Here is a 24,001-nt window from a genome sequence, read left to right on the forward strand (position 1 = left end):
ATCCAGAGTTATGCGTCCTATCGATATCCAGATAGGCATGACCCTACCGGCCGGGTGTGGCGGGCTTGGGGTCCCACACCCTGGGCGTCGGCGGCCAGGTTTCGGCGAGTGGCTACCGGCGCAGCGCCTTGATGAAGCGGCTGACCTCGGAACGGACCTTGGCGGGGACGCGCAGGACCTGGGGGCCGGCGGGGGTGGTGAGCTGGACGCGGATCACGTCGCCGTGCTTGACGCCCTGGGATGCCTTCACCTCACGGCGGTCCCAGACGACGTCGAACCAGTCCCCCTCGCGCGGGAACGGCGCGACGACGAGCAGCCGGTGGCTGGTCAGCAGGATCCACCGGGACATGCCGAGCCGGTGGCCGATGAACCGCTCGGCCCTGGCGGTGATCCGGCCGCCGCCGTCGGGGGCGGTGAGCCGGCCCCGCAGCACGACCTCGGTGAACTCCCCCAGTTCCAGCGGTATGTCAGGCGGATGCGAGCGACTCGGGATGGCCACATCGCAAGTCTGCTCTGTTTCTCTGGTTCGCTCCGTCCGGGCACGGCGCTACGGCCCCTTACTCGCTTCGCTCCCAAGGGACCTCCGCGCCGTGTCCTCCTGCGCTCACGGGCGCTCCGGCGACCTCGCTGCGGCCCGACCCACGTCGCTTCGCTCGTGGACGGGCCTCCGCGAGGCGCGCCTCCGCGCCCAGCACGGTCACCCGCCGCTGTGACGTCACCAAGCCAATCAAGGCCAAACCGAACCGGAACCACATCGCTTCGCTCGTGGGCCGGCCCTCCGCGAGGCGCGCCTCCGCGCCCAGCACGGTCACCCGCCGCTGTGACGTCACCAAGCCGAGACCGGCCTATCCGACCTGGCACTTCGCTTCACTCGTGGGCGGGGCACCGGGCCGCGGGGGTGCGCGGCGTTCGACCCGCCGTCTCTGGCAGCCGTACTGGGCGTGCCCGGTCGCCTACGGGGGACCGCGAACCTAGCGAACGTTCACCGGGTGGTTGTGGTGCGGACGGGTCGCGGTCAGGCGGGTCTACAAGCCTGTCGGAGCACGTACGGAAGGGCTGGAGCCCAACACGGCTGGACGCATCGCCTGACTCCTGGTGGCGGCGGCGACGAGGCCACCGCCACCAGGTGACCACCTGCCCGCGCCCTCCGCCGAGGCTCGCCCCGGCGATCCGTGACACCCAAGCTGCCCGACCTCTCCCATCCACACCCCCAAAGCCCGATCCGTGTCAGAAGGCCAAGCCAATAGACTCGCCCATCTGCCACACATCCACAGGCGCTCGGTGATGTGTGTCAGATAGGCGAGCCAATAGACGAGCTGAGACACCACAGTTCGGTTGTCAGATCGGGGCTTGGAGGGGCGGCGCCTTGGGGTGGGGTCGGTTGGGCCCAGGGGATCTAGTCCAGCCGTCTTTGATCGGCCGCCAGCGGCCATTTCAGCGGTGTCCGCAACGTCACCCTCTGCGCTGGCAGCAACGCCGACGGCCCGGGCGACCTTTCCTGCCCCGGACGGCGACGCCTGCGCGGTCGTGGTCACGCCGTACAGTCGGGCCCGTGACGCAGCTTGCCGGCAATGCTGACCATTCGGGCTCCGAGAGCGCGAGCAGGAACATCCCCGCACCTTCGTCGACCGGGACGGCGTCGGCCAGGCCGGACGCCGCCGCCTCCGCCGCCCGACTCGCCGCCGCCACCGGCGCCGACCGGCACGACGTGGCGGTGGTGCTCGGCTCGGGCTGGAAGCCCGCCGCCGAGACCCTGGCCGCCAGGGGCCGGGTACTCGCCGAGGTGCCGTTCACGGAGCTCGGTGGTTTCCCGGAGACGACCGTGCCGGGGCATGGTGCCGCTGTCCGTTCCGTCGAGCTGAACGGCCGCCGGTTGCTGCTGTTCCTCGGCCGGGTGCACGCCTACGAGGGCCACGACCTCGCCCACGTCGTCCACAGCGTGCGCACCGCCTGCGCGGCGGGTGTCGGCACGGTGGTGCTCACCAACGCGGCCGGCGGCCTGCGCGCCGACATGCACGTCGGCCAGCCGGTGCTCGTCAGCGATCACCTGAACCTGACCGGCCGCTCGCCGCTCGTCGGCCCGGCGTTCACCGACCTCACCGACGCCTACGCGCCGAGGCTGCGGGCGCTCGCCCGTGAGGTCGAGCCGACGCTGTCCGAAGGGGTGTACGCCGCGCTGCCCGGCCCGCACTTCGAGACCCCGGCCGAGATCCGGATGCTGCGCACGCTGGGTGCCGACCTCGTCGGCATGTCGACGGTGCACGAGACGATCACCGCCCGCAACGCCGGCGCCGAGGTCCTCGCGATCTCGCTGGTGACCAATCTCGCCGCCGGCATGACCGGCGAGCCGCTCGACCACCTGGAGGTCCTCGCCGCCGGCGAGGCGGCCGCCACCCGCATGGGCGCCCTCCTCGCCGAGGTCGTCTCCCGCCTGTAGCGCAGGTCCCGAGCGCCACCGAGGCCGCGGGGGGTCATCACGACCGGCCGGGCCGGACCGGACTCGGAATCAAGATCAGACAGACGCTGGGCGTCACCGGCGGCGCGTAACGCCCGACGGATCCCGAAAAGGTCGCTCAAAGGGTCTTGATCAGGCCGCCGTCGATCGTGATGTCGGCGCCGGTGACGTTGCCGGCACGGTCGCCGGCGAGCAGGACGACCAGGTCGGCGACCTCGTCGGGCCGGCTGAACCGGCCCGTCGCCGCGTCGGCCGCCGCTCCGGCGGCGACGTCCTTCGCCTCGACACCGTTCCTGCGCCCGATGCGCGCGGCGACCCCGTCGGAACCGAGCCACAGGTCGGTGGCCACCGGGCCGGGACTGATGGTGTTGACCCTGATCCCGTGGGCGGCGACCTCCTTGGACAGGGACTTCGAGAAGTTCGTGAGCGCGCCCTTCGCCGCGCTGTAGTCGATCACCGCCGGGTCGGGCAGGAACGCGTTGACCGAGCTGACCGTCACGATCGAGCCGCGCCCGGCGGCGACCATGTGCGGCAGTACCGCGCGGGTCATCCGGACCGCCGCCATCAGGTTCAGGTTGATCGAGTCGAGCCACTGCTCGTCGGTGACGGCGAGGAACCCGTCAAGCCTCGGCGCCCCCCCGCCGACGTTGTTGACGAGTACGTCGATCTGGCCGCCGGTCCGCTCGGCCACCTCCGCCGCGCGCGTGACCAGCTCCGCCGGGCCCTTCGGGCCGGCGAGGTCCACCAGCACCGACTCGGCCTGACCGCCCGCCACCAGCTCGTCGAGCCGCGCGGACGACGACCGCGATCCCGCCACGACCGTCACCCCTTCGGCCACCAGTGCCCGTGCCACGGCGAGGCCGATCCCGCGGCTCGCGCCGGTGACGACGGCGGTCCTGCCACGCAGTCCCATGTCCACGATGTCTCCCCTGACGCTGCGTCGAGTTGGGTCTGGCACACGGATCCGGTTCTGGCACACGGATCCGCGCATGGGAGCACCGTAGGCTCGCGGAAGCGGCCGGGTCATCGGTCAGGTGACTGTCCGGACGACCGTCACGACCGTCACGACCGCCCGGCGACCCAAGCCGGCAGCATGGGGACCGTGGAGAACAGCGCGACACGTTCCGAGCCCGCTTCCCTGCCCGACTCGCTGATCGCGGCGGCGCGGGCATGGCTCGCCGACGACCCCGACCCGGCGGACCGCGCCGAGATCGAGGCGTTGCTGCGAACGGCGGCGGCCGGCGCCAACTCCAGCGCCAGCGCCGATGCCGCGGCAGATGGGGACGAGGCCGACCGGAACGGGACCGTCGCGACGGTCCGGGCGCAGCTCGCGGACCGGTTCACCGGGCCCCTGCGGTTCGGGACGGCCGGTCTGCGCGGCCCGCTGCGCGCCGGCCCCAACGGGATGAACGCCGCCGTGGTCCGCCGCGCCGCCGCCGGTCTCGCCGTGTGGCTCGTGGGAAGCGCGGAAAGCACGGCGAGCGCGGAGAACGCGAGCCGGGCCGACACGGTCACGGTTTCGCGAGGCGCCGCGCGTGAGGGGGCCGGCGGCTCGGCGGCCGGGCCGAGGACCGTGGTCATCGGGTTCGACGCGCGCCACCGCAGCGACGCGTTCGCGATGGACAGCGCGCGGGTGTTCGCGGGCGCCGGGCTGCGGGCACTGCTCCTGCCGGGGCCGCTGCCGACGCCGGTGCTCGCGTTCGCCGTCCGCCATCTCGGCGCGGACGCCGGCGTCATGGTCACGGCCAGTCACAATCCGGCCGCTGACAGTGGCTACAAGGTCTATCTCGGGGCCGCACCGGGTGACTCCGGCCGCGGCGCCCAGCTCGTACCACCCGCCGACGAGCAGATCGAGGCGGCCATCGCCAGCGCTCCACCCGCCAGGGCGATCCAGCTCGCGGACACCTGGACCTGGGTCGGCGACGAGATCGTCACCGCCTACGTCACCGCCGCGGCGGCGACACTCGCGCCGGCGGCGCCACCCCCGCCGGCCCCGCCGCCGCAGTCCCCGCCCGTGCCATCCCCGCCCCCGCCCCCGCCGGGTCCACCGGATCCGTCCGCCGGGCCGCGGATCGCCTACACCCCCCTGCACGGGGTCGGACACGACGTCCTGCTGCGGGTGTTCGCGGCGGCCGGCCTGCCCGAGCCGGTCGTCGTCGCCGAACAGGCTCGGCCCGATCCGGACTTCCCAACCGCCCCGTTCCCCAACCCCGAGGAACCAGGAACCATGGACCTGGTCCTGGCGTTGGGCCGGCGCATCGAGGCGGACGTCGTCCTCGCCAACGACCCGGACGCGGACCGCCTGGCCGTGGCCGTCGGCCGGAGCCCGGGCGGCCGGGACTCACGGGTCCTCACCGGTGACGAGCTCGGCCTGCTGCTCGCCGACGAGGTCCTGCGGCACGTCTCGGGCCCGGTCGCGGCCACCGTCGTCAGCTCGACGGCGCTGCGGGCGCTCGCGGCCCGCCGGGGTGTTCCCTATGTCGAGACCCTCACGGGCTTCAAGTGGATCATGCGGGCGGACCCGGACCTGGTGTTCGGCTACGAGGAGGCCCTCGGCTACGCCGTCCGCCCGGACCTCGTCCGGGACAAGGACGGCATCACCGCCGCGGTCGCCGTCGCCCGGATGGCCGCCGCCGAACGCGCCCGCGGCCGTACCCTCCTCGACCGTCTCGACGATCTGGCCCGCGAGCTCGGCGTCACCGCCACCGCTCAGGTCTCCCTGCGTGCCCCCGACCTGGCCGCCTGCACGGCCCTGATGCGCCGCCTTCGCGACCACCCGCCGACGGAGGTCGCCGGCCTACGCGTCCTGGCCATCCGCGACCTGCTGGAGCCGGCCGACGAGGCCCTGCCAGCCTCCGACGTCCTGATCGTCACCCTGTCCGACGGCGCCCGCGCGGTCGTCCGCCCCAGCGGCACCGAGCCCAAGCTCAAGATCTACCTCGAGGTCACCGTGGGGGCATCCGACCACGACCTGGAAGATCCCAGCTGGCTCGGACGCGCACGGGCGCTCGCCACGGAACGGCTCAGCTCGCTGGCTACCTGGGCGCGGGCGATCGAGCCACGTGATGCCGTCAGATGATGCTCAGGTCGATCCGCGGGTCGAGCTCTCACGCACACCACGTCGCCCCAGCAGTCCCGCGCGGGCGGGAGACGCGGCTCAGCTGGGCGGGGTGAGGCGGAGGGTGACGGTGCGGTTGCGGGCGCGGTCGGCCGGCGTGTTCGGGTGGAGGGGGACGGCGCTGCCGGCGGCGGAGACGGTGATCTGGGCCGGGGACAGGCCGGCGCCGGTGAGCACGGTGGCGGCCGCCGCCGCGCGGGCCTGGCTGAGGGCGGTGTTGTCGGCGTAGGGGCCGCCCGGCGGGACCGGCAGGTCGTCGCTGTGGCCGACGATCTCGACAGCCACCCCGGGGAGGCCGGCGATCCGGGCGCCGACCCCGGCGAGCGCCGCGGCGCCGTCCGGGCTGAGGGCCGCGCCGCCCGTGAAGAGCTGCCCGTTGAAGAGCAGGACGACCTGACCGCCGGCCCTGGTCGCCGTCACCTCGGGGCCGGCGACCTGGTCGGCGAGTGTCTGGAGCGGCGACGCCGCCGGCCTCGCGGACGGCCCCGCGGACGCGGCGGCCGTCTCCGTGGGCGTGCCGGGACCGGTCGGCGCCGTACCGGGGCTGGCCGGCCCCGACAGGGCTCTCGGCGCCACGTTCACCGTCGTGTTGGTGTCCGGGTCGCTCGCAGTCGCGTCGGTGATCGCCCAGCCGGTCACCGCCCCGGCGCCGAGCAGCGCGACCGCCGCGAGCACGGCGACGGCAGCCCGGCCGCGGGTCGTGACATGCCGGCCTTCCAGGGCCGCGATCCTGCGCAGCCCGGCGACGGCCACGGCCTCGTGCCCGCCGAGCTCGGCGGCGCGCCGCCAGTGCTCGGCGGCGGCGGTGAGCCGGCCCTGCTGGGCGTGGATCCTGGCCAGCAGGTCGTGCTCGGGCGCGGTGTGGGCACGCCGGGCGCCAAGATCGTCGAGCAGTGTCTGAGCCCGCGCGTGCTGGCCCGCGCGAGCCAGGTCGGTGGCCCGGGCGACGGTGGCCTCGTCGGCGAGCGCCGCGAACGGGTCCGCTCCATCGGGCATGTCGGCCCTATCGCCGGAAGTGGCCGAACGGGTCATCGGAGCCCTCCGTCCTGGGCAGCAGGTCGATGAGCTGACGGACGACGCTGCGCAGCCGGTCCAGGTTGCCGTTCGCCAGGGCCTGCTCGCCGTCGGCGAACAGCCGGGTCGCCAGGGCCTGGTCGCGCATCCTGCCGCGGTGCTCCTTGAGGGCCTCGAACCGGGCCGCGTCGAGGCCGCCTGTCTTCTTGTTGAACAGCACCATGAGGAAGCCGCGCAGCTCGTCGGTCCGGGTGCGCAGCAGCTCGACGTCGCTGGAACCCATCGCGGCGCGCAGGTCGGAGACGAGCAGGTCATAGCGACGCCGGTCGCCGCGGTCGGCGAACTCCTCGACGACCCGGGGAGCCTGGGCCAGCAGTTCCTTGGCCTCGCTCACCGCCCGTGGCCAGGCGAGGGCCCGCTCCACCTGGTCGAGCCGCGCCTGCAGGTCCAGGAGCCGCTTCGCGGCGGTGCTCGCCGCGTCCGCGTCGCCGTTGTCGTACGCGGCCAGGTCGTCCTCGAGCTGCTCCGCGACGCGCTCGTTGTCGAGCTCCGCCAGCCGGGCCAACGACTCGGCGTCGTCCGCCTGCCGGGCGGCGTCCTCCAGCTCGCGGCGGCGGGCCTGTTCGGCGCGCACCGCGCCCCGCAGCTCACCCGCGTTCGGCGCGGACTCGGCGCGCAGGTCGAGCTGGGTCTCGAACTCCTCGTCGAGGAGCGGCACGTACGCCCTGGTCGCGACGATCCGGGAGGCGTCGATCTCGATCGTCACCTCGGCCTCGGTGTTGACCGGCAGGTCACGGCGCACCTGGCTTGCCAGGATCTCCAGGTCGCCGACGTGGCGGTTGCGGTCGGCCCGGTCGTACTCGCCCTCCAGGACCGGAATGCGCAGGAACCCCCCGGACTGGCCCCGGCTCAGCGCCACCGTCGTGCGCAGCACGTCACTGCCGCGGCCCGGGATCCGGGAGCCCTTCGTGAGCAGCCAGACGACCTTGTTCCCCTCCAGGGCGATGCCCACGGAGTGGGTCAGCGCCGCCTCCGGCGCGACCGTGCCGATCGTGTAGGGCAGACTGCCCGGCTCGACCTGCCGGGAGCGCCCCGCGGAGTCCTCCAGGAGGATGGCGAACTCGTTGCGCACCCCGGGCGCCGCCGACAGCGCGGTGACGAACCCACCGGCCGCGGACAGCGGGATCTTGCCGCTGCGCCACGACGGGCGCGCGGCGGCGTTGACGAACTCGATCGTGAAACCGGCAAGGCTCGCGCCGGCCGGGCCGCGGACGATGCCGCCGACCTGCGGCTCCGGGTCGGCGCCGATCGGGCTGTACTCCAGCTCGACCGTGTAGGCGCCGGCGACGACCGGCGCGGGAGCGGCGGCGTCGAGCCGCTGGGTCCCCGCGAAGATCGCCGCGCCGCGCGCGACGACCGTCATCGGGTCCTGGGTGATGTCGACCGAGATGCCCAGCCCTTCGGCGACCCGTTCGCGCAGGTAGGGCATGAGGGTGGGGCCGCCGACGAGCAGCACCCGGTCGATGTCGCGGGGCGCGAGATTCGCGTCGCGCAGCGCCTTCTGGCAGATGTTGACCGCCCGGGTCACGAAGGGGTCGGTGAGCCGCTCCACCTCGTCGCGGCGCAGGTCGTGGACGAACTCGACCGGCTGCCCCCGGTCGTCGGCGCACAGGGGCGGGTCGTCCAGTTCGATGGTCGCGACCGCCGCGGTGGACAGCGTGATCTTCGCTTCCTCGGCGGCGCGCTTGAGCCGGGCGATGGCCGCCGCCCAGCGTGGGTTCCCGCGGGCGAAGCCGGTCAGCGGGTACTGGGCCAGCAGGGGCGGGATCAGCAGCTGCTCGACGATCGCCCAGTCGATCAGCTTGCCGCCGAGGAAGTTGTCGCCCTCGTGGTTGACGATGTCGAACTCGCCGTCACGGACGTGCACCACGGCGGCGTCGAACGTGYCACCGCCGAAGTCGAAGACCAGCCGGTAGATGTTGTCCTCGTCGCGCTGGAAGCCATAGGCGAGGGCGGCGGCGGTGGGCTCCTGCAGCAGCGGCGCGTGGACGAGGCCGGCGTCCTGCGCGGCCCGGCGGGTCGCGTCGCACTGGTTGAGGTCGAACGCCGCCGGGACGGTGATGACGGCCGCCTGGATGTCCTCCCCCGTGCGGGCCTGCGCGTCGGCCTTCAACCGGCGCAGCACCTGGGCGGACAGCGACTCCGGGGTCATCGCCAGCTGGCCGTCGCGGAAGCGTTTCTCCGAGCCGCGCTGGCCCATCTGGAGCTTGAACTCGGCGGCGGTGTTGTCGACGTCGTGCTCGACGCGTTCCCGGGCGCGGTCGCCGACGTGGATGCGGCCGTGCCGGTCCACGTAGACGGCCGACGGTGTGGTGTCACGCTGGGCCGCGTTCTTGATGATCTGGGCCTCGGTGCCGACGAGCATCGCGATCGCGCTGTTCGTCGTGCCGAGGTCGATCCCGAAGTCCACGGTTGACCGTGCCATCAGGTCCTCTCCTGTTGATCCCGCGACGGGGTGCCGACGATCACCTCGCCGGCCTGTGCCAGGCGTCCGCCCAGGTAGACCGAGGGACGCAGCGTCTGGACGACGCGTTCGTCCGTGAGGCCGTCGGTCTGCTCGAACGCCAGCACCATCAGGTTCTGGCCGCTGTCGTAGGGGGCGCCGTCGTGGTCCTGCACCTCGACGCCGGCGGCGGCGAGCACGTCGCTCACCGCGTCCAGGCGCCGCAGCGCCCGGCGGGCCTCGGGAGCGACCGGGGCACCCGCCGGAGTGAGCTGGCGGCGCAGCCGCCACAGCTCGGTCGCGACCCGGGCGACGTCCCTCGGCTCGAGCGCCGCCACGTCGAGGGGCGCGCCGGGCGCGCCGTCCCGCCCGGGTGAGACCGCCGGGCGGGACAGCATGTCGGACAGGTCCGCGAGCGCGGCCGGCCAGCGCGGCGGCGGGATCCGGAACTCACGCGGGTAGCGCCACTGGCGCGCCGTGGCCGCGATGCCCGCGCCTCGGCGCCCGGATCGCGGCGCCCGCTCGGGGCGAGCACCGTCGCGAGCGGCGGCCATCACTGCCCCGCGGGCTTGGCGCCCGGCTGCCACTTGTCGACGAGCAGCTCCACCAGCGGCGGGAAATGATCCGTCTTGCTTTTGATCGTCACACGCACCCACGTCACGGAGATGAAGAACGCGACCGCGCCGGCCAGGACACCCCAGCCGGCCGCACCGAGCACCGTGGCCACGGCGACGATCGCCAGGAAGGCCGAGATGCCGCCAAGCCAGGAGAGAATCCGTCGCTCCTGGTGATTGCGCGCGCAGTCGCGGCAGCGGGGGATGGTCACCGTCACCGACTGGTAGTGGATCCGCCGGCCGTTCCATGTCGTCTCGGTGTGGCTGATCCGGTGCAGCGGGCGCGAGATCGATGAGGCCTTGTCGTAGCGGCGGCGCTGACAGTAGTAGCAGGCGGCGGCGGTGGCCTGGCGCTCGACGATGGCGAGGTTCTCGCCGATGCGCTGGGTGAGGGCCGCCGACTCGACCATCGGGGTGACCCGGCGCAGCAGCTCGCCCATGCGGAAGTGGTCGGGGAACTCGGTGGTCGACGCCTCGCCGGACGCGTCGACGAAGGTCTGGTCATAGAGCAACAGGGCGGTCAGTACCGTCTGGCCGAGCTGGTCGCGGATGCCGACCCGGGTCAGGTTGCCCGGCGCCAGCAGCTCGTCGATCCGGGCCATCGTCGGCTCGGCGTCGGCGAGCAGGCGCTCGGCGATGTCGGGACCGGTCACCGGCGACTTCTGAGCCGCCCGGTCGGCGTCCGCGCACAACGACCGGACCCGGGCGAGCCACGGCTCGCAGGCGGTCCGCAGCGCGGCGTCCAGGCCCTCCGAGCCTGACTCCCGCAGCGCGGCGAGGTGGGAACGGGCGGCCGGCAGGTCCCCGGCGTCCACGGCGGCGGCGGCGAGCCGCGCGCCACCGACGAGCAGGGTGTCGGGGAGCGCGGAACGGATACCGGCCGCGAGCCCGACGCCGAGCCGGGCGTCACCGGCGGCGGCGATGCGCGTCTCGAACGCCTCCCAGCAGGCCTCGTCCCGCAGCACGGCCGCCCACAGCCAGTACACCTCGCGCCAGTCCGGCCGGGCCGGCGCGCCGGCGTTCCCGGCAGCGGCACCCGGCGGGCTGGCGCTGGCACGTTCCGCGTCGAGGGCCTCCAGATGAGCCAGGACGGCCAGGTTGTGCCGAGCGGCGCCGTCGTCGGCGGCCGCCTCGGCCCAGCGGCGCCGCGCCTCGTCGACGTCGCCCGCGGCCAGCGCCGCCAGCGCCGGGTCGCCAGCGGTGGCGGTGGCGGTGGCGACCGTGGTGCCGCTGTCGTCCGCCCCCGCCGCGTCCACCGACGCCCCGGCGGGCGCGGCCCCCTCCGCGGGCGCGGTCGGCGCGGCGGGTACAGCCGACGCGGCGGGTACAGCCGACGCGGCGGACGGCCAGAACCAGAAGAACTCGTCCACGAGGCGTAGCCGGGGATCGCGCAGCCGGTCGAGCGCGGCGGTCAGCGCCGCCGCGGTCACGGGGACCCGCGGGGCCAGCGCATGGGCCGGCGCGACGGCCTCGCCCAGTCGCTCGGCGATCTTCACCCGGTCGGAGACCCGGCGCATGTCGCGGCGGCTCGCCGTCACCGCCAGGCCCGTCACCCGGAACGCATTGGTGTCATACAGCCACGGCGGGCTGATCTGACCGAGGATCTCCCGCCCCTCGCCGACAGAGGTCACGTCACATCACCACGCCCCTGCGCGACAGCAGTTCCCGGTTTCCGTGCCGGTCCCGCAGGGCGGGAACCAGGTCGTACGCGGCGGTCAGGCGACTGGCGGCGGCCATGGACCGGCCCTCCCGCGCGAGCCGCAACGCCTCGTCGACGAGCTGTGCCGCGGCCCCGGCTACGTCGTCGGCCACGGCGGGCTCGGGGACGTCGGTCACGGCGCTGGCGACGCCCGGCTCCACGGTGCCGAACCCCGAGCCACTGCTGACCCTCGCGGAGCCCGAGCCCGAGCCCGAGCCGGGGCCGGGGCCGCTGGACGCCTCGTCCCCGTTCCGGGCGTCGGCGTCCGCCGCGCCGGCGGGTGCCGCGGGGGCGGTTCCACCTGGCGGACCGGCGTCCGGACGCGGGCCTCGCGCCGCGGCGGCGCCGGATGCCTCGGCGAGCCGCGCCGAACCGTCCGAGGCCGGCCCGGCGTCCCGCGGGCCGGCCGGGCCGGCCGGCTCCTCGCGGGGGGACGGCACGCGCGCGTGCGGGCTCTCGGGCACGACCGGCTGGGCGGACGGGGCGAAGGAAGGAGCGGCCGGGGTCCGCCAGGCCTCGAGGTCGGCGAGCAGCTCCGGCGCGGAGGCGTAGCGCTGAGACGGGTCGAGCGCCAGCGAGCGGGTCACGATCTTCTCGAGATCCTCGTCGACGACATAGCGCAGTTCACGGGGCGGGATGAGGCGGCCCGTGTACCAGGCGCCCGCGAGGGGATCCGCCACCACCAGATCCGGGTGCGGCATCTGGGCGGTGAGGAGCAGGTAGAGAACCGAGCCGATGGCCCAGACATCGCCGGCACGGGAGTCGCCCCGCGGGTCGAGGAAGGTCTCCGGTGCCTTGAATGCCATGGTGCCGCGGGTGCTGGCCATCAGCGTCCACGGACTCACCGCCCGCGCCAGGCCGAAGTCCGAGACGAGTACCCGGGTGGCGTCGCCGTCGTGCMCCATCAGCAGGTTCTGCGGCTTGATGTCGCGGTGGATGATCGGCGGGTTCTTCTGGTGGGCGACGGCGATGCCACGGCACACCTGGATGACGATGTCGACGGTCTCGTCGACCGGCAGGAACCCACGGTGAGCGGCGACGTGGTCGGCCAGCGTGCCACCGGGGACGTATTCCATCGTGAAGTAGCCGAACATCCCGGAAGATGTCGAGAGGGTGTTCGCGTCGAAGACGCGCACGATGTTGGGATGCCCGAGCTGAGAAAGCAGCACGGCCTCCCCCAGCGCCTTCTCTATGTCGTCGGCCGACAGACCGGGGCGGCGGAACACCTTCATCGCCTGCCGGCCGAGGAACGGGTGCCTGACCCGATAGACCTCCGCGAAAGCGCCCTCGCCGAGAAAACGTTCCACGCGATAGGTGTCGCGGATGACCTGCCCCTCGCCCAACAGCGGCATACGACATCCAGACGCGGTCAGGCCTCGGAACCTGGCAGTGGGGCCGGGGCACCATCGAGCGTGGCTCATCGAGCGAGAAAGGCGTCTTCTGGGAAAGAACGACTGATCAGGGACAGCTTACCGCGAAACGACTGCCGCGCAACGTAGTCGGCGTGACGACAAGGCTGTCGCGCACCCGACTATCCGCGTGACGCCGGTCGGAAAGCGGTGGCCGGCTCCCGACGCGACAACCTCCGGCGTTCCGCGCGCGGAGGCCTCGACCTCGGCGTCGGCCCTGGTTGTGGCCGTGACCCGGGAACGCGCGGCGGACAGCCGGCTCCGCGGGCGAGACACCGCGGGTGCAGAGCGCTCCTGTGGGCGAGCCTCGGCCGCCCCCGGAGGTCGACGGTTCGGCACGGAACACGGCTCGGCGGCGATAAGGTCATCCGCACGGGCGATGTGACGTCGTCGGGGGAGCATACGGATGTCKGTCTACAAGGCGGCGGTCCAGGCAGCGCTGCCCGACTACGAGGTCGGCGACCAGATCGGCAGGGGCGGCTTCGGCGTCGTCCTGGACGGACACCACCGGGCGATGGGCCGCCGCGTCGCGATCAAGGTTCTCACCCAGCCCAACCAGCAGGACCGGTTCAGCCTCGAGGCCCGCGTCCTCRCCAGTCTCGACGCCCACCCCCACGTCGCCCGTGTCTATGACTACCGCGTGGTCCCGGGCCAGCTCCTCCCGCTGCTCATCATGGAGTACCTCGCCGGCGGCACCCTCACCGCGCGGCGCCAGGCGGGCCTGTCCCCGGAGGAGATCTGCGCCATCGGCATCGCCGTGGCCGAGGCGCTGCACCACGCGCACGCGTCCCGCATCCTGCACCGCGACGTCAAGCCCGACAACATTCTCTTCGCCGCCGACGGCACACCCAAGGTGACCGACTTCGGCATAGCGAAGATCCTCGAGAACACCGACGACGAGGCCAGCTACATCATCGGCAGCCCGGTCTACATGGCCCCCGAGCAGCTCCAGGGCGGCATTCTCAGCCCGGCCACGGATGTCTACGGCCTCGGCGTCGTGCTCTACCGCCTCCTGGCTGGCCGTCTTCCGTTCCCGCAGCGATGGTCCGGGACCGCCGCCATCCCGCCGGCGCCGCCCGTCCCCGGGCCGCTCGCCCGGGTGGTGATGAAGGCGCTCGCGCGGGAGCCCACCGAACGCCAGGGCACCGCCCGCCAGCTCGCGCTCGAGCTCGCCGGCGCGGGCGCCCGGGTCTTCGCGCCCGACTGGCTCGACTACTGCCGCATCCCCGTCGCCGTCGACATGTCGGTCAGGGCCGCCGCCCGCGCGGGATCACCCGCGACGCGCCGGATCGACCCGCGCGAGGCCCATGCGCCTGGCTGGGACGACGGGAGTCCCGAGCAGCTGAGGGAACGGGCCAGGAGGGCGGGAGACCTGGCCGACGCGGGCGACCATCCGGCGGCCCGCGCCATGTACGAGGACCTGCTGCCGCGCCTGTGCCGCGTGCTGGGGGACGACGATCCCGACACACTGACCGCCGTGGGGCTCGCGGCCCAGAACCTGCGCGAATCCGGCGACCACGCCGCGGCCGCGGCCCTGTTCGACGACCTCGTCCCACGCCTGCGCCGAACACTCGGCGAAAACGAGGCGCGGACATTGTTCTTCACCGGGGAGGCGGCGCGCAACCTCGCCGACTCCGGCAGCCGCGAAGCGGCCCGCGGCCTATACCAGGATCTCCTGCCGCGTGCTCGCCAGATATTCGGGGAAAACCATCGGACGACGCTGATCGACACCGGGCTGGCGGCGCGGAACCTGCTCGACCACGGCGACCACGAGACGGCCCGAGCCCTGTTCGACGACCTCGTCCCACGCCTGCGCCGAACACTCGGCGAAAACAACCACAACACGCTGTCACTTTCGGGGTTCGCTGCGCGGAACCTCCACAGGTGCGGCGACCGGAGAGCCGCCCGCGCCCTCTACGAGGAACTCCTCCCCAGGCTGCGCCAGACCCTTGGCGAGGACAACCGCGCGACGCTGACCATCAGTGCCGACGCGGCCCTCAACCTGCTCGACTCCGACAACCGGCGGGCCGCCCGCGCCCTCTACGAGGACCTTCTCCCCCGGTTCCGCCGGGTGTTCGGCGACACCGCCACCGCCACGAAGACCGTCCGCGCCGGATATCAGCGYGCCCTTTCCGACGAGTAGCGGACGAGTGGCGGGCAAGTAGCMGTGTCAGACGGCGCCGAAGATGCGGTCGCCGGCGTCGCCAAGACCGGGGACGATGTAGGCCGTGTCGTTCAGGCCCTCGTCGATGGCGGCGGTGACGAGGCGGATGTCCAGGCCGCTGGCGTCGAGAGCGGCGATACCCTCCGGCGCGGACACGACCGACACGACGACGGTTCCCCTGGCGCCGCGGTCGGCGAGCAGCCGCAGCGCGTGCAACGCCGAACCGCCGGTGGCGAGCATCGGGTCGAGCAGCAGCACCGGCCGGCCGGACAGGTCGGCCGGCACCGACTCCAGATAGACCGTCGGCTGGAAGGTCGTCTCGTCCCTGGCCAGGCCGATGAACGCGCTGACGGCGTCCGGCACGAGCGCGTGCGCGGCCGGCAGCATGCCCAGCCCCGCCCGCAGGACGGGGACGACGACCGGCTCACCGGCGAGCCTGGTCCCGGTGGTCTCGGCCAGCGGCGTGCGTATCCGGACCGCGGCCGTCGGCAGCTCGCGGGTGGCCTCGTAGATCAGCATCGTCGCCAGGTCATGCAGGGCCACGCGGAAGCCGACCCGGGGCGTCTTCTCGTCCCGCAGGACGGTGAGCGCGACCGCCGCGAGTGGGTGGTCTATGACGTCTACCTGCACGAGAATGCTCCTTGGGATGTACCGCGCTGGCCGCGGGCGACGGACCGCGCGACGCGGGCCAAAGGGACGTGTACCACCACTTCGCCGGCATCCACAGCGCAGGGGCCTCGTCCGCGGGCGAACCGCGCGGAAAGATGGGGCCATGACGACGGCCGACGAACCTGACCAGCCAGCCGGCACCTCGGGTGCGACCAGCCCGCGGGAGTACCCGCCGGCGCCCGAGTCGCCGCCGCTACCGCCGGTGCCGACGAACCGGGCGGAACTGGCGGCGATCATCGACCACACGCTGCTGAAGCCCGACGCCACCGACGAGGACGTCCTCAAGCTGTGCGCGGACGCGGCGAAGTTCAAGGTCGCCGCCGTCTGCGTCGCCCCGACCCATGTCTACCTGGCCGCGGCGAGCGCCCGCCGGGAGGCGCGGACCGCGGGCAACGGCGGTCCGCCGGCCTACGCGGTCGCCTCGGTCGTCGGCTTCCCCCACGGCAACCACCTGACCGCGGTCAAGGTGGACGAGGCGCAACGCGCCGTCGCGGACGGCGCGACCGAGATCGACATGGTGATCGACCTCGCGAACGCGCGAGACGAGAACTGGGCCGCGATCGAGTTCGAGATCCACCAGATACGCATCGCGGTGCCCGCGCCCATCGTCCTCAAGGTCATCCTCGAGACGACGCTGCTGCCGGACGCGACGATCCGGTCGGCGTGCCGTGCGTCCCTGGCCGGCGGCGCGGACTTCGTCAAGACGTCAACCGGCTTCCATCCGGGAGGCGGCGCGAGCCTGCGCGCCATCCGCGCGATGCAGGCCGCCGTCGGCGGCCGGCTCGGCATCAAGGCCTCCGGCGGGATCAAGACCGCTGCCCAGGCGCTGGCCTTCGTCCAGGCCGGCGCCACCCGCCTGGGCCTGTCCAGCACCGCGGACGTCCTGGCGGAAATGCAACCTTGATTCCTTGAGTCACCTTTCGTCGGTGGGTCGCGTCGCGCTTTTGATTGCTTTTCAGCCATTCGGATGGGACTGGTACGCAACGCCCTGCCCATCCCACCTCAGGCCCTCCGGCCCAGGGCTGAGCTGGGCAGGGGCGACCCCGGGGCGCCTCGCTTCGCTTCGCCGTGCAGCGGTTCGCCTGGCTTTCAGCCATTCGCCCGGCTTGACTCCGCACATGCCGGGGGACGGAATTTAGATCATGGTCCGGGCATGGTGCCGGCCCGCCTGATTGGGCCAGGCGGGCCGGGTGGGCGGTGAGTGAGGCCGGGGTCAGGACTTCGCGGTGCCGGTGAGCTCGTGCTTGCCGAGGCTCAGGCCGGCGAAGGCGATGATCAGCCAGATCGGGCCGACCATGCCGGGGAAACCCGCGATCGACATCGTGCAGGCCATGAACAGCACCGCGAGCGGCGGGATCAGGCTGACGATGCCCAGCCACTTCGAGACGAGGCGGTCGCGCAGCCCGAGCCAGGCGACGGCGCCGGCGGCCACCACGACGCCCAGGTAGCCGATCCAGGGGCCGAAGTCGCAGAGCATGTAGTACACGAACTGCCCCTCGCGGGTGAAGAGCTTCTCGTCCATCCCACCGGGCATGTAGTCGGCGAGGGCCAGCTTCCAGCCGTAGCCGAACGTCAGCGCCGCCGCCGAGGCGACGAGCGCGTCCGCCACCACCCGGGCCGCCACCTTGTCCGGGAACGCCTGGACGATCTTGGAACGCCAGCAGGCCGCCAGCACCAGCAGGACCGCGACGGCGACGTACCCGACCGCGCCGCCGATCTGGGTCGAGGTCCGCGAGATCTTGTCGATGACGGCCGGGCCGACCTGCTTGTCGGACACGCCGGTGGCGGTGACCACCGTCGCGACGAAGCCGAGCACCCCGGCGCCGACGCCCAGCCAGGTCCAGCGGGGGCGGATCCCCGCGCCGGCCGAGGAAGCGGTGTGGCGGGCGGGAGCGGTTGCGGTTGTCATGTCGTCCGTCCTTTCGTCTGCCGGCGGCCCCGTCGCCATCGGCGTCTGGAAGCAACGGTCATGCGCCCGCTGTCCCGGAAACGAGGGACAACGGGCCCGCACCCGGGACGCGCAGCCGACACGATTCGGACCGTCCGCGGGACGACTACCAGCGATATCGCGCGCGGTCCTGCGCGATCCTGGGCACATGGGGGCACTGGCACCGACGGTTCACGACCGCGGCACGCACGCAGGGGCCGCCTGGGACCGCGGCCCCGGCTGGGGCGCCCCGGCGGCCAGCCCGCCGGCGCTCGTCCCAGGCGTCACGCCGGCCACGCGGGCCGTGGTCGCGGCGTCGGTCATCGCCGTGGGGCTGGCGCTGCTGTCGATCGGCTGCGCCGCCGGCGCCATCGCCCTGCACGGCTACGTCGCCGACCGGACCGCGCACCGGACCGTGCTCTCGAACGCCGACCTGGTCCTCGGGACCGCGTTCCCGCTGGTCGCGGCACTGGTGCTGGTCTACCAGCCGCGCAGCCGGGTGGGCTGGGTGCTGCTGTCGACGGCGCTGACCGGGCCGTACCTCCTGGCGACCCAGTACGCGGCGCTCGCCCTCGTGCCCGGCCAGGCCGGTCTGCCGGGGCAGGCGGTGGCCACCTGGTTCGCGGTCTGGGGCTACGTCCCGTACATGGTGCTGTGGGGGCTGGTGCCGCTGCTCTTCCCGGACGGCCGGCTTCCGTCCGCGCGCTGGCGCCGCGTCGCGGCGGTCCTCATCGCGCTCATCGCCTGCCACCTGACGGCCCGGATGCTCTCCCCGACGAGCACGGACGTCTCCCGCGAGCTGATGAACCCGCTCGCCGTCGACGGTGCCACCTGGCTGCTGTACACCACCGTGATCACCGCTTACCTGATCATGCTCGGCGGTGGGCTGGCGGGGCTGGTCGCGGTCGTGACCCGGCTGCGCCGCTCCGCTGGCGTCGAGCGCGCGCGGCTGCAGTGGCTGGTCGCCGGGATGGTGGGCCTCGTCGGCGCCACGCTCGTGGGGCTCCTCCTCGAGGGCAGCTCGGACTCCGACGGCCTGAGCATGGGCGTCGGCATGCTGCTGCTGGTCGCGGCGATCGGCGCCGGCGCCATCCGCCACCGGCTGTTCGACATCGGCGCCGCGCTCAGCCGGACCGTCGTCTACGGCCTGCTCACCGCCTTCCTGCTGTTCGCCTACGCGGCGACGGTCGCCTCCGCCGGGGCGCTCATCCCCGGGCAGCGCATCGCCTACGGAGTGCTCGCCGTGGCCGCCCTGGTCGCGGCGGCGGCTCGTGACCAGGTGCAGCGGTTCGTCGACCGTCTGCTGTTCGGCTCCGCGCGCGACCCGTACGCGGTGCTCGCCGTCCTGCAGGGCCGGCTCGACCTGGCCACCGGGCCGATCGACGCGCTGGCACAGCTCGCGGAGGGGGTGCGAGGCGCGCTCAAGGTGCCTTACGTCGCCATTCATCCGGCGGACGAGCGGCTGATGACGATCGAGACGGGAGCGCCTGTCGACGCGGTCGAGCGTGCCGCGCTGCACGCCAGGAGCGAGCGGGTCGGCACGCTGGTGGTCGGCCGGCGACACCCGGCCGACGAGTTCAACGGCGCCGAACGGGCGATGTTCGACGACGTCGCCCGGCGCGCCGGCGACCTGCTCGACGCCGCCGCGACGCAGCACGACCTGCGGCGCAGCCGGGACCGCCTGGTGGCGGCCCGTGAGGAGGAGCGCAGGCGGCTGCGCCGGGACCTGCACGACAGCATCGGCCCGCAGCTGGCAGCCATGGCGATGCAGCTCGACAGCCTCACCGACGGGCTCGAGGAACGCGCCGACCCCGCCGCCGCGAAGGCCGCCCTGATCCGGGACCGGCTCCGCGGCACCGTGCGCGAGATCCGCCACGTGGTGGAGAACCTGCGCCCACCGGCGCTCGACGACGGCGGGCTGACCGTCGCGCTGGGCCAGCTGGTGGCGCCGTTCGCGCCGATCGTGGCGCTCGACCTCTCGGACGGCTCGGCGGATGGCCAGCCCGGCAGCCAGCCCGGCGGCACGCTGCCGGCCGCGACCGAGGTGGCGGCCTACCGCATCGTCGCCGAGGCGGTGACGAACGCGGTACGCCACTCCGCCTGCGAGCGGTGCACGGTCCACGTCCGCCAGGAGCCGCCGTGGCTGGTCGTCGAGGTGGTCGACGACGGCGTGGGACTGGCCGCGGACGCCGTGCCCGGAGTCGGGCTCCAGAGCATCCGGGAACGGGCCGGCGAGGTCGGCGGGCGGCTGGAGGTGCGCCGAGCGGCGGAGGGCCGCGGCACGGTCGTGCGGGCACGCCTGCCACTCGGTGAGCGAAGGGCGGCGTGATGTCCTCGTCCGTCCGGGTCGTCATCGCCGACGACCATCCGCTGTTCCTGGACGGTCTGCGTGGCCTGCTGGCCGAGCTGGGGGCGACGGTCGTCGCCGAGGCGCAGGACGGCCGGGCGGCGCTCGACGCCGTGCTGCGCCACCGGCCAGACGTCGTCTTCATGGATCTGCGCATGCCGGGCCTCGGCGGGATCGAGGCGACGGCCCGCATCGTCGAGCAGGCTCCTGACACGGCGGTCGTCGTGCTGACCATGAGCGAGGACACCGCCTCGCTGCAGGCGGCGCTTCAGGCGGGGGCGCGTGGCTACCTGCTGAAGGAGTCGTCGAAGAAGGACGTCGCACGGGCACTCGAAGCCGTGGCCCGCGGCGAGCTGGTCATCGGGCCGGGTGTGGCGAGCAAGGTCCGCCACGCCGTCGGCGGGTTCTCGCCGCAGGTGTTCCCGCAGCTGTCCGAGGCCGAGGTCCGGGTGCTGGAACTGATGGCGGAGGGGCTGGACAACCGGTCGACAGCCGCGCGCTTGTTCCTCGCCGAGAAGACCGTCCGCAACCGGGTGTCGTCGATCCTCACGAAGCTCGACGTCACGACCCGCGCCGAGGCCATGGTCCGCGCCCGCGACGCCGGCCTCGGCACCGGACCCGCCGGACCCGGCAGCCGCGCCGACCACCCGAGCTGACGCGCGCAGTCACCCTCGTAAAGGCGATCCAGGTCTACAAGGACCACTTTCGGGTCATCGCAGAAGCCTTCGAGCGCCGTCCACTCCTCGCCCCGGTCGAACATGTCCGCCGGTCGCTCCATGCACACCACCGCCGTCGGACTAGTGGAACCACACTTGTATGACGTGTACTTCCACATGTCGGCGTGGCAGGACGGACAGCGTCAGCCGCTCCTGGTCTCGGGTCCTGGAGCCCCGGATCCTGGTGTGAGAGGCGCTGGGACCGTGGACATCGGGCCAGCGAGCGCGTCGATGGYCGACTCGACGGCCGACGTCACATCCGGCTCGTCGCCCGTAGCGAGCAGGTCCAACAGGGCCCCGCGCAGCACCGCGAGCACGGCCCTTCGCTGCCGCTCACCGGTGGGGGTGCACGCGACATCGGGACGCTGGCTTCGCTCGAACAGGTGCAGCCAGTCCCGGACGGTGCGCTCGGCGAAGCCGGCCCAGGGGCCGCCGGGCTGGATCAGCGAGTTCGCGTAGGACTCGACCCACAGGCGCAGGATCCGCTCGTTGGACGGATCCGCGAGCCATCGCCAGACAGCCTTGGCCACCACGGCCAGATCCGCGTTCTCGGGCGCGACCTCCATGAGCCGCAGCTCATCAGCGCGTGCCCGTTCCAGGAGCGCGGCCACCAGGCCCTCCTTCGACCCGAACACGAAGCGCAGGACACCGGTGCTCGATCCGATCGCATCAGCCAATGGCCGCAGCGAGAGGTCCACGAGACCGCGCCGGAGGACGTAGTCATATGCGGCTTCGAGGAGTTCGTGCCGGCGAGACGTGGCCATGGCGACCACATTACTGATACGGTCGTGCCACTGACACGACCGTATCAGTAGAAGGGAGTCGGGACACACATGCCGACGTCCTTACGTCAGATGGACGCCCCGGGTGACCTCGGCTGGGTCATTCAGCGCCACGGAGAGCTGTACGCCAGCGAGTTCGGCTGGGACTGCTCGTTCGAGGAGCTCGTTCTCTCCCTGGTCGCCGAGTGGAGGATCCGGCGCTCCCCGCGTGATCTGGGCTGGGTCGCGGAGGTCGACGGMGAGCGCGCCGGCTGCGTGTTCTGCTTCGAGACGGACGCGCGCACCGGTCAGCTCCGGATGCTCCTCGTCGAGCCGCGGTTTCGGCGTCACGGCGTTGGCCGGGCGCTTGTCGGCGCCTGCCTCACGCACGCCCACTCCGCGGGCTACGAACGGCTGACGCTCTGGACCAACGACGTCCTCACCTCAGCCCGTGCGCTCTACGAGCGGTCCGGCTTCACGTTGGTCACCCGCGAGCCGCATCACAGCTTCGGCGTCGATCTGGTCGCGGAGACGTACGCGCTCGATCTCGGACCGTCGGACCCCGCCCTCGACCCGGGCTGAGGGTCATTCGGCGCGCGGGCGCGCGGTCATCCGCCGGCGGCGTCCCGGGCGAAGCAGTCGGCGAGGTGGTCGTTGACCAGGCCGCAGGCCTGCATCAGGGCATAGCCCGTGGTGGGGCCGACGAAGACGAGGCCGGCGCGGCGCAGCGCCTTGGCGAGGGCGATCGACTCCGGCACCTTCGCCGGGACGTCGGTGAGCGTGCGCGGGGCGGGGCGGGCCGCCGCGTCCGGCTGGAAGGACCAGATCAGCTCCTCCAACGGGCGGTCCAGGGCGAGGATGGCCCGCGCGTTGACGATCGTCGCCTCGATCTTGCGCCGGTTGCGGACGATCGAGGCGTCCAGGAGCAGCCGCTCGACGTCGGCCTCGCCGAACACCGCCACGGCCTCCGGGTCGAAGCCCGCGAACGCCCGCCGGAATCCGGCACGCTTGCGCAGGATCGTCAGCCACGACAGCCCCGACTGGAACGCCTCCAGGCTGAGCCGCTCGTACAGCCCGACCGTGTCCCGCACGGGCCGCCCCCACTCGTCGTCGTGGTACGCGACGTAGTCGGGGGCGGACGTCCCCCACGGGCACCGCGCCAGGCCATCCGGCCCCACGCGGGGCCCGCCGCCCGGCGGCTCGTCACCGGCCGCCTGGACTCGCGCGTCCCCGACCGGCCCGGCCTCCGCGACCGCTCCGGCATCCACAACGGCTTCGGTAGTCACGGCAACCTCCGGGGCGTTCTCCGACGGACACCGCCAGCATGCCGCCCGACTCCGACAGTTCCGCCAGTCCCACATGGACGCTCAGGGCGATCCGCCGACGGCGGCATGTGTCCTGACGGCCTGCGAGGCAGGCGGGGCGGCCGGGGCCTGACGGCGGTCACGCCGTCGCGCGCACCGGCCAGGCTCACGCTCCGCGCGGCACCCCCGCGAGGGCGTCGTAGCCGGGCTTGATGACGTTGTCGATGAGGTCGAGGCGCTGGTCGAAGGGGAGGAAGGCGGACTTCATCGCGTTGAGGGTGAACCAGCGGATGTCCGACCAGCCGTAGCCGAACGTCTCCGCGAGCGTCGCGAACTCACTGCTGAGCGTGACGCCGCTCATCAGCCGGTTGTCGGTGTTCACGGTGACGCGGAACCGCAGGTCACGCAGCAGGCCGATCGGGTGGGTGGCGATGCTCGCCGCGGCGCCCGTGTGCACGTTCGACGACGGGCACATCTCCAGCGGCACGCGGGTGTCGCGGACGTAGTTCGCCAGCGGCCCGAGCGTCGCCTGCCCGTCCGGGTCGACGGCGATGTCGTCGACGATGCGCACGCCGTGGCCGAGGCGGTCGGCGTTGCACCACTGGACGGCCTCCCAGATCGACGGCAGTCCGAACGCCTCACCCGCGTGGATCGTGTAGTGCCCGTTGGCGCGCTGGATGTACTGGAAGGCGTCGAGGTGGCGGGTCGGCGGGTTGCCCGCCTCGGCACCGGCGATGTCGAAACCGACCGCGCCCCGGTCCCGCCAGCGGATCGCGAGCTCGGCGATCTCCAGCGAGCGAGCCTGGTGGCGCATCGCGGTCAGCAACACCCTCGCGTGCAGGCCCGTGCCCCCCGAGCCGACCCGCAGCCCGTCGAGCACCGCCTCGACGATCGCGTCCAGCGACAGCCCACGCTCGGYGTGCAGCTCGGGCGCGAACCGGATCTCGGCGTAGACGACGCCGTCGGCCGCGAGGTCCTCGGCGCACTCGCGCGCCACCCTGGCGAGCGCGTCCGTGGTCTGCATGACCCCGACCGTGTGGCTGAACGTCTCCAGATAGCGCACCAGCGAGCCGCTGTGCGCGCCGCCGCGGAACCACCCGCCGAGCTTGGTGACGTCGGTGGTCGGCAACGCCGTGTACCCGCACGCGTCAGCCAGCTCCACCACGGTTCCCGGCCGCACCCCACCGTCGAGGTGGTCATGCAGCAGCACCTTCGGCGCGCGCCGGATCTCCTCCACGGTGGGAGGCGCCGCACCCGCTGTCGTTGTCGTCGTCATCGTCCCGAGCGTAGGGCAGCGCCGT

At 73.2% G+C, this 24,001-nt stretch carries 19 protein-coding genes; 7 read left to right on the forward strand and 12 right to left on the reverse strand.

Annotated features, from left to right (window positions below; translation table 11 throughout):
* Positions 1-112: 112 nt before the first annotated feature.
* The gene (locus BL253_RS06250; protein WP_076814346.1) at positions 113-499 is read right to left on the reverse strand and encodes a hypothetical protein; all 387 of its coding nucleotides are present in this window, start codon (positions 497-499) and stop codon (positions 113-115) included.
* Positions 500-1,609: 1,110 nt separating this feature from the next.
* Between BL253_RS06250 and BL253_RS06260 the strand changes: the two genes are divergently transcribed.
* Positions 1,610-2,437 carry a purine-nucleoside phosphorylase gene (locus BL253_RS06260; protein ID WP_076814548.1) on the forward strand — a complete coding sequence of 276 codons (828 nt, stop codon included), beginning with the start codon at positions 1,610-1,612 and terminating at the stop codon, positions 2,435-2,437.
* Positions 2,438-2,573: 136 nt separating this feature from the next.
* On the opposite strand, the gene BL253_RS06265 is transcribed toward BL253_RS06260, so the two are convergent.
* Positions 2,574-3,368, reverse strand: coding sequence for an SDR family NAD(P)-dependent oxidoreductase (locus BL253_RS06265; RefSeq protein ID WP_241834580.1), 795 nt, complete (start codon positions 3,366-3,368; stop codon positions 2,574-2,576).
* A 180-nt stretch (positions 3,369-3,548) separates the two neighbouring features.
* Between BL253_RS06265 and BL253_RS06270 the strand changes: the two genes are divergently transcribed.
* Positions 3,549-5,534: a phospho-sugar mutase gene (locus BL253_RS06270; protein WP_081438052.1), complete on the forward strand. Its 1,986-nt coding sequence runs from the start codon at positions 3,549-3,551 to the stop codon at positions 5,532-5,534.
* Between the two features lie 78 nt (positions 5,535-5,612).
* On the opposite strand, the gene BL253_RS06275 is transcribed toward BL253_RS06270, so the two are convergent.
* From BL253_RS06275 to BL253_RS06295, 5 genes are read right to left on the reverse strand one after another with little or no spacing between them, the layout of a single operon-like run.
* Complete coding sequence (locus tag BL253_RS06275) at positions 5,613-6,569, reverse strand: OmpA family protein (RefSeq protein WP_158230334.1); 957 nt, start codon at positions 6,567-6,569, stop codon at positions 5,613-5,615.
* 7 nt (positions 6,570-6,576) lie between these two features.
* On the reverse strand, positions 6,577-9,072 hold the full coding sequence (locus BL253_RS06280) for an Hsp70 family protein (RefSeq protein WP_076814398.1): 2,496 nt from the start codon (positions 9,070-9,072) through the stop codon (positions 6,577-6,579).
* The gene (locus BL253_RS06285; protein WP_131831451.1) at positions 9,072-9,644 is read right to left on the reverse strand and encodes a hypothetical protein; all 573 of its coding nucleotides are present in this window, start codon (positions 9,642-9,644) and stop codon (positions 9,072-9,074) included. Before BL253_RS06285 ends, BL253_RS06280 begins: the two co-directional genes overlap by 1 nt.
* The gene (locus tag BL253_RS06290) at positions 9,644-11,335 is read right to left on the reverse strand and encodes a hypothetical protein (RefSeq protein WP_076814400.1); all 1,692 of its coding nucleotides are present in this window, start codon (positions 11,333-11,335) and stop codon (positions 9,644-9,646) included. Before BL253_RS06290 ends, BL253_RS06285 begins: the two co-directional genes overlap by 1 nt.
* 1 nt (position 11,336) lies before the next feature.
* Positions 11,337-12,755, reverse strand: coding sequence for a serine/threonine-protein kinase (locus tag BL253_RS06295; protein WP_076814402.1), 1,419 nt, complete (start codon positions 12,753-12,755; stop codon positions 11,337-11,339).
* Between the two features lie 463 nt (positions 12,756-13,218).
* Here BL253_RS06295 and BL253_RS06300 point away from each other — a divergent pair, with 463 nt between their 5' ends.
* On the forward strand, positions 13,219-14,955 hold the full coding sequence (locus tag BL253_RS06300) for a serine/threonine-protein kinase (RefSeq protein WP_076814404.1): 1,737 nt from the start codon (positions 13,219-13,221) through the stop codon (positions 14,953-14,955).
* Positions 14,956-14,982: 27 nt separating this feature from the next.
* On the opposite strand, the gene upp is transcribed toward BL253_RS06300, so the two are convergent.
* A complete protein-coding gene (upp, locus tag BL253_RS06305; protein ID WP_076814405.1) occupies positions 14,983-15,606 on the reverse strand; it encodes a uracil phosphoribosyltransferase in 624 nt (207 codons plus the stop codon).
* A gap of 142 nt (positions 15,607-15,748) precedes the next feature.
* On the opposite strand from upp, the gene deoC reads away from it, so the two are divergent.
* The gene (gene deoC, locus BL253_RS06310) at positions 15,749-16,549 is read left to right on the forward strand and encodes a deoxyribose-phosphate aldolase (protein WP_076814406.1); all 801 of its coding nucleotides are present in this window, start codon (positions 15,749-15,751) and stop codon (positions 16,547-16,549) included.
* A gap of 309 nt (positions 16,550-16,858) precedes the next feature.
* Here the strand turns inward: deoC and BL253_RS06315 are convergent, their stop codons facing one another.
* Positions 16,859-17,554 (reverse strand): hypothetical protein, encoded by a 696-nt coding sequence (locus BL253_RS06315; protein WP_076814407.1) that lies wholly within the window; start codon positions 17,552-17,554, stop codon positions 16,859-16,861.
* Positions 17,555-17,741: 187 nt separating this feature from the next.
* Between BL253_RS06315 and BL253_RS06320 the strand changes: the two genes are divergently transcribed.
* Both BL253_RS06320 and BL253_RS06325 read left to right on the forward strand, forming a co-directional pair.
* Complete coding sequence (locus tag BL253_RS06320; protein WP_076814409.1) at positions 17,742-19,901, forward strand: sensor histidine kinase; 2,160 nt, start codon at positions 17,742-17,744, stop codon at positions 19,899-19,901.
* Positions 19,901-20,575, forward strand: coding sequence for a response regulator transcription factor (locus BL253_RS06325; RefSeq protein ID WP_076814554.1), 675 nt, complete (start codon positions 19,901-19,903; stop codon positions 20,573-20,575). Before BL253_RS06320 ends, BL253_RS06325 begins: the two co-directional genes overlap by 1 nt.
* Positions 20,576-20,778: 203 nt before the next feature.
* Here the strand turns inward: BL253_RS06325 and BL253_RS06330 are convergent, their stop codons facing one another.
* Positions 20,779-21,399 carry a TetR/AcrR family transcriptional regulator gene (locus BL253_RS06330; protein ID WP_076814557.1) on the reverse strand — a complete coding sequence of 207 codons (621 nt, stop codon included), beginning with the start codon at positions 21,397-21,399 and terminating at the stop codon, positions 20,779-20,781.
* 69 nt (positions 21,400-21,468) lie between these two features.
* Between BL253_RS06330 and BL253_RS06335 the strand changes: the two genes are divergently transcribed.
* Positions 21,469-21,978 carry a GNAT family N-acetyltransferase gene (locus BL253_RS06335; protein WP_076814410.1) on the forward strand — a complete coding sequence of 170 codons (510 nt, stop codon included), beginning with the start codon at positions 21,469-21,471 and terminating at the stop codon, positions 21,976-21,978.
* 26 nt (positions 21,979-22,004) lie between these two features.
* Here the strand turns inward: BL253_RS06335 and BL253_RS06340 are convergent, their stop codons facing one another.
* Together BL253_RS06340 and BL253_RS06345 are read right to left on the reverse strand one after the other, a co-directional pair.
* Positions 22,005-22,682, reverse strand: a complete 678-nt coding sequence (locus tag BL253_RS06340) for a DNA-3-methyladenine glycosylase I (protein ID WP_420801627.1) — start codon at positions 22,680-22,682, stop codon at positions 22,005-22,007.
* A 184-nt stretch (positions 22,683-22,866) separates the two neighbouring features.
* Positions 22,867-23,976, reverse strand: coding sequence for an adenosine deaminase (locus tag BL253_RS06345; protein WP_076814412.1), 1,110 nt, complete (start codon positions 23,974-23,976; stop codon positions 22,867-22,869).
* Positions 23,977-24,001: the final 25 nt, after the last annotated feature.

It is taken from the genome of Pseudofrankia asymbiotica (assembly GCF_001983105.1).
Taxonomy (GTDB): Bacteria; Actinomycetota; Actinomycetes; order Frankiales; family Frankiaceae; genus Pseudofrankia; species Pseudofrankia asymbiotica.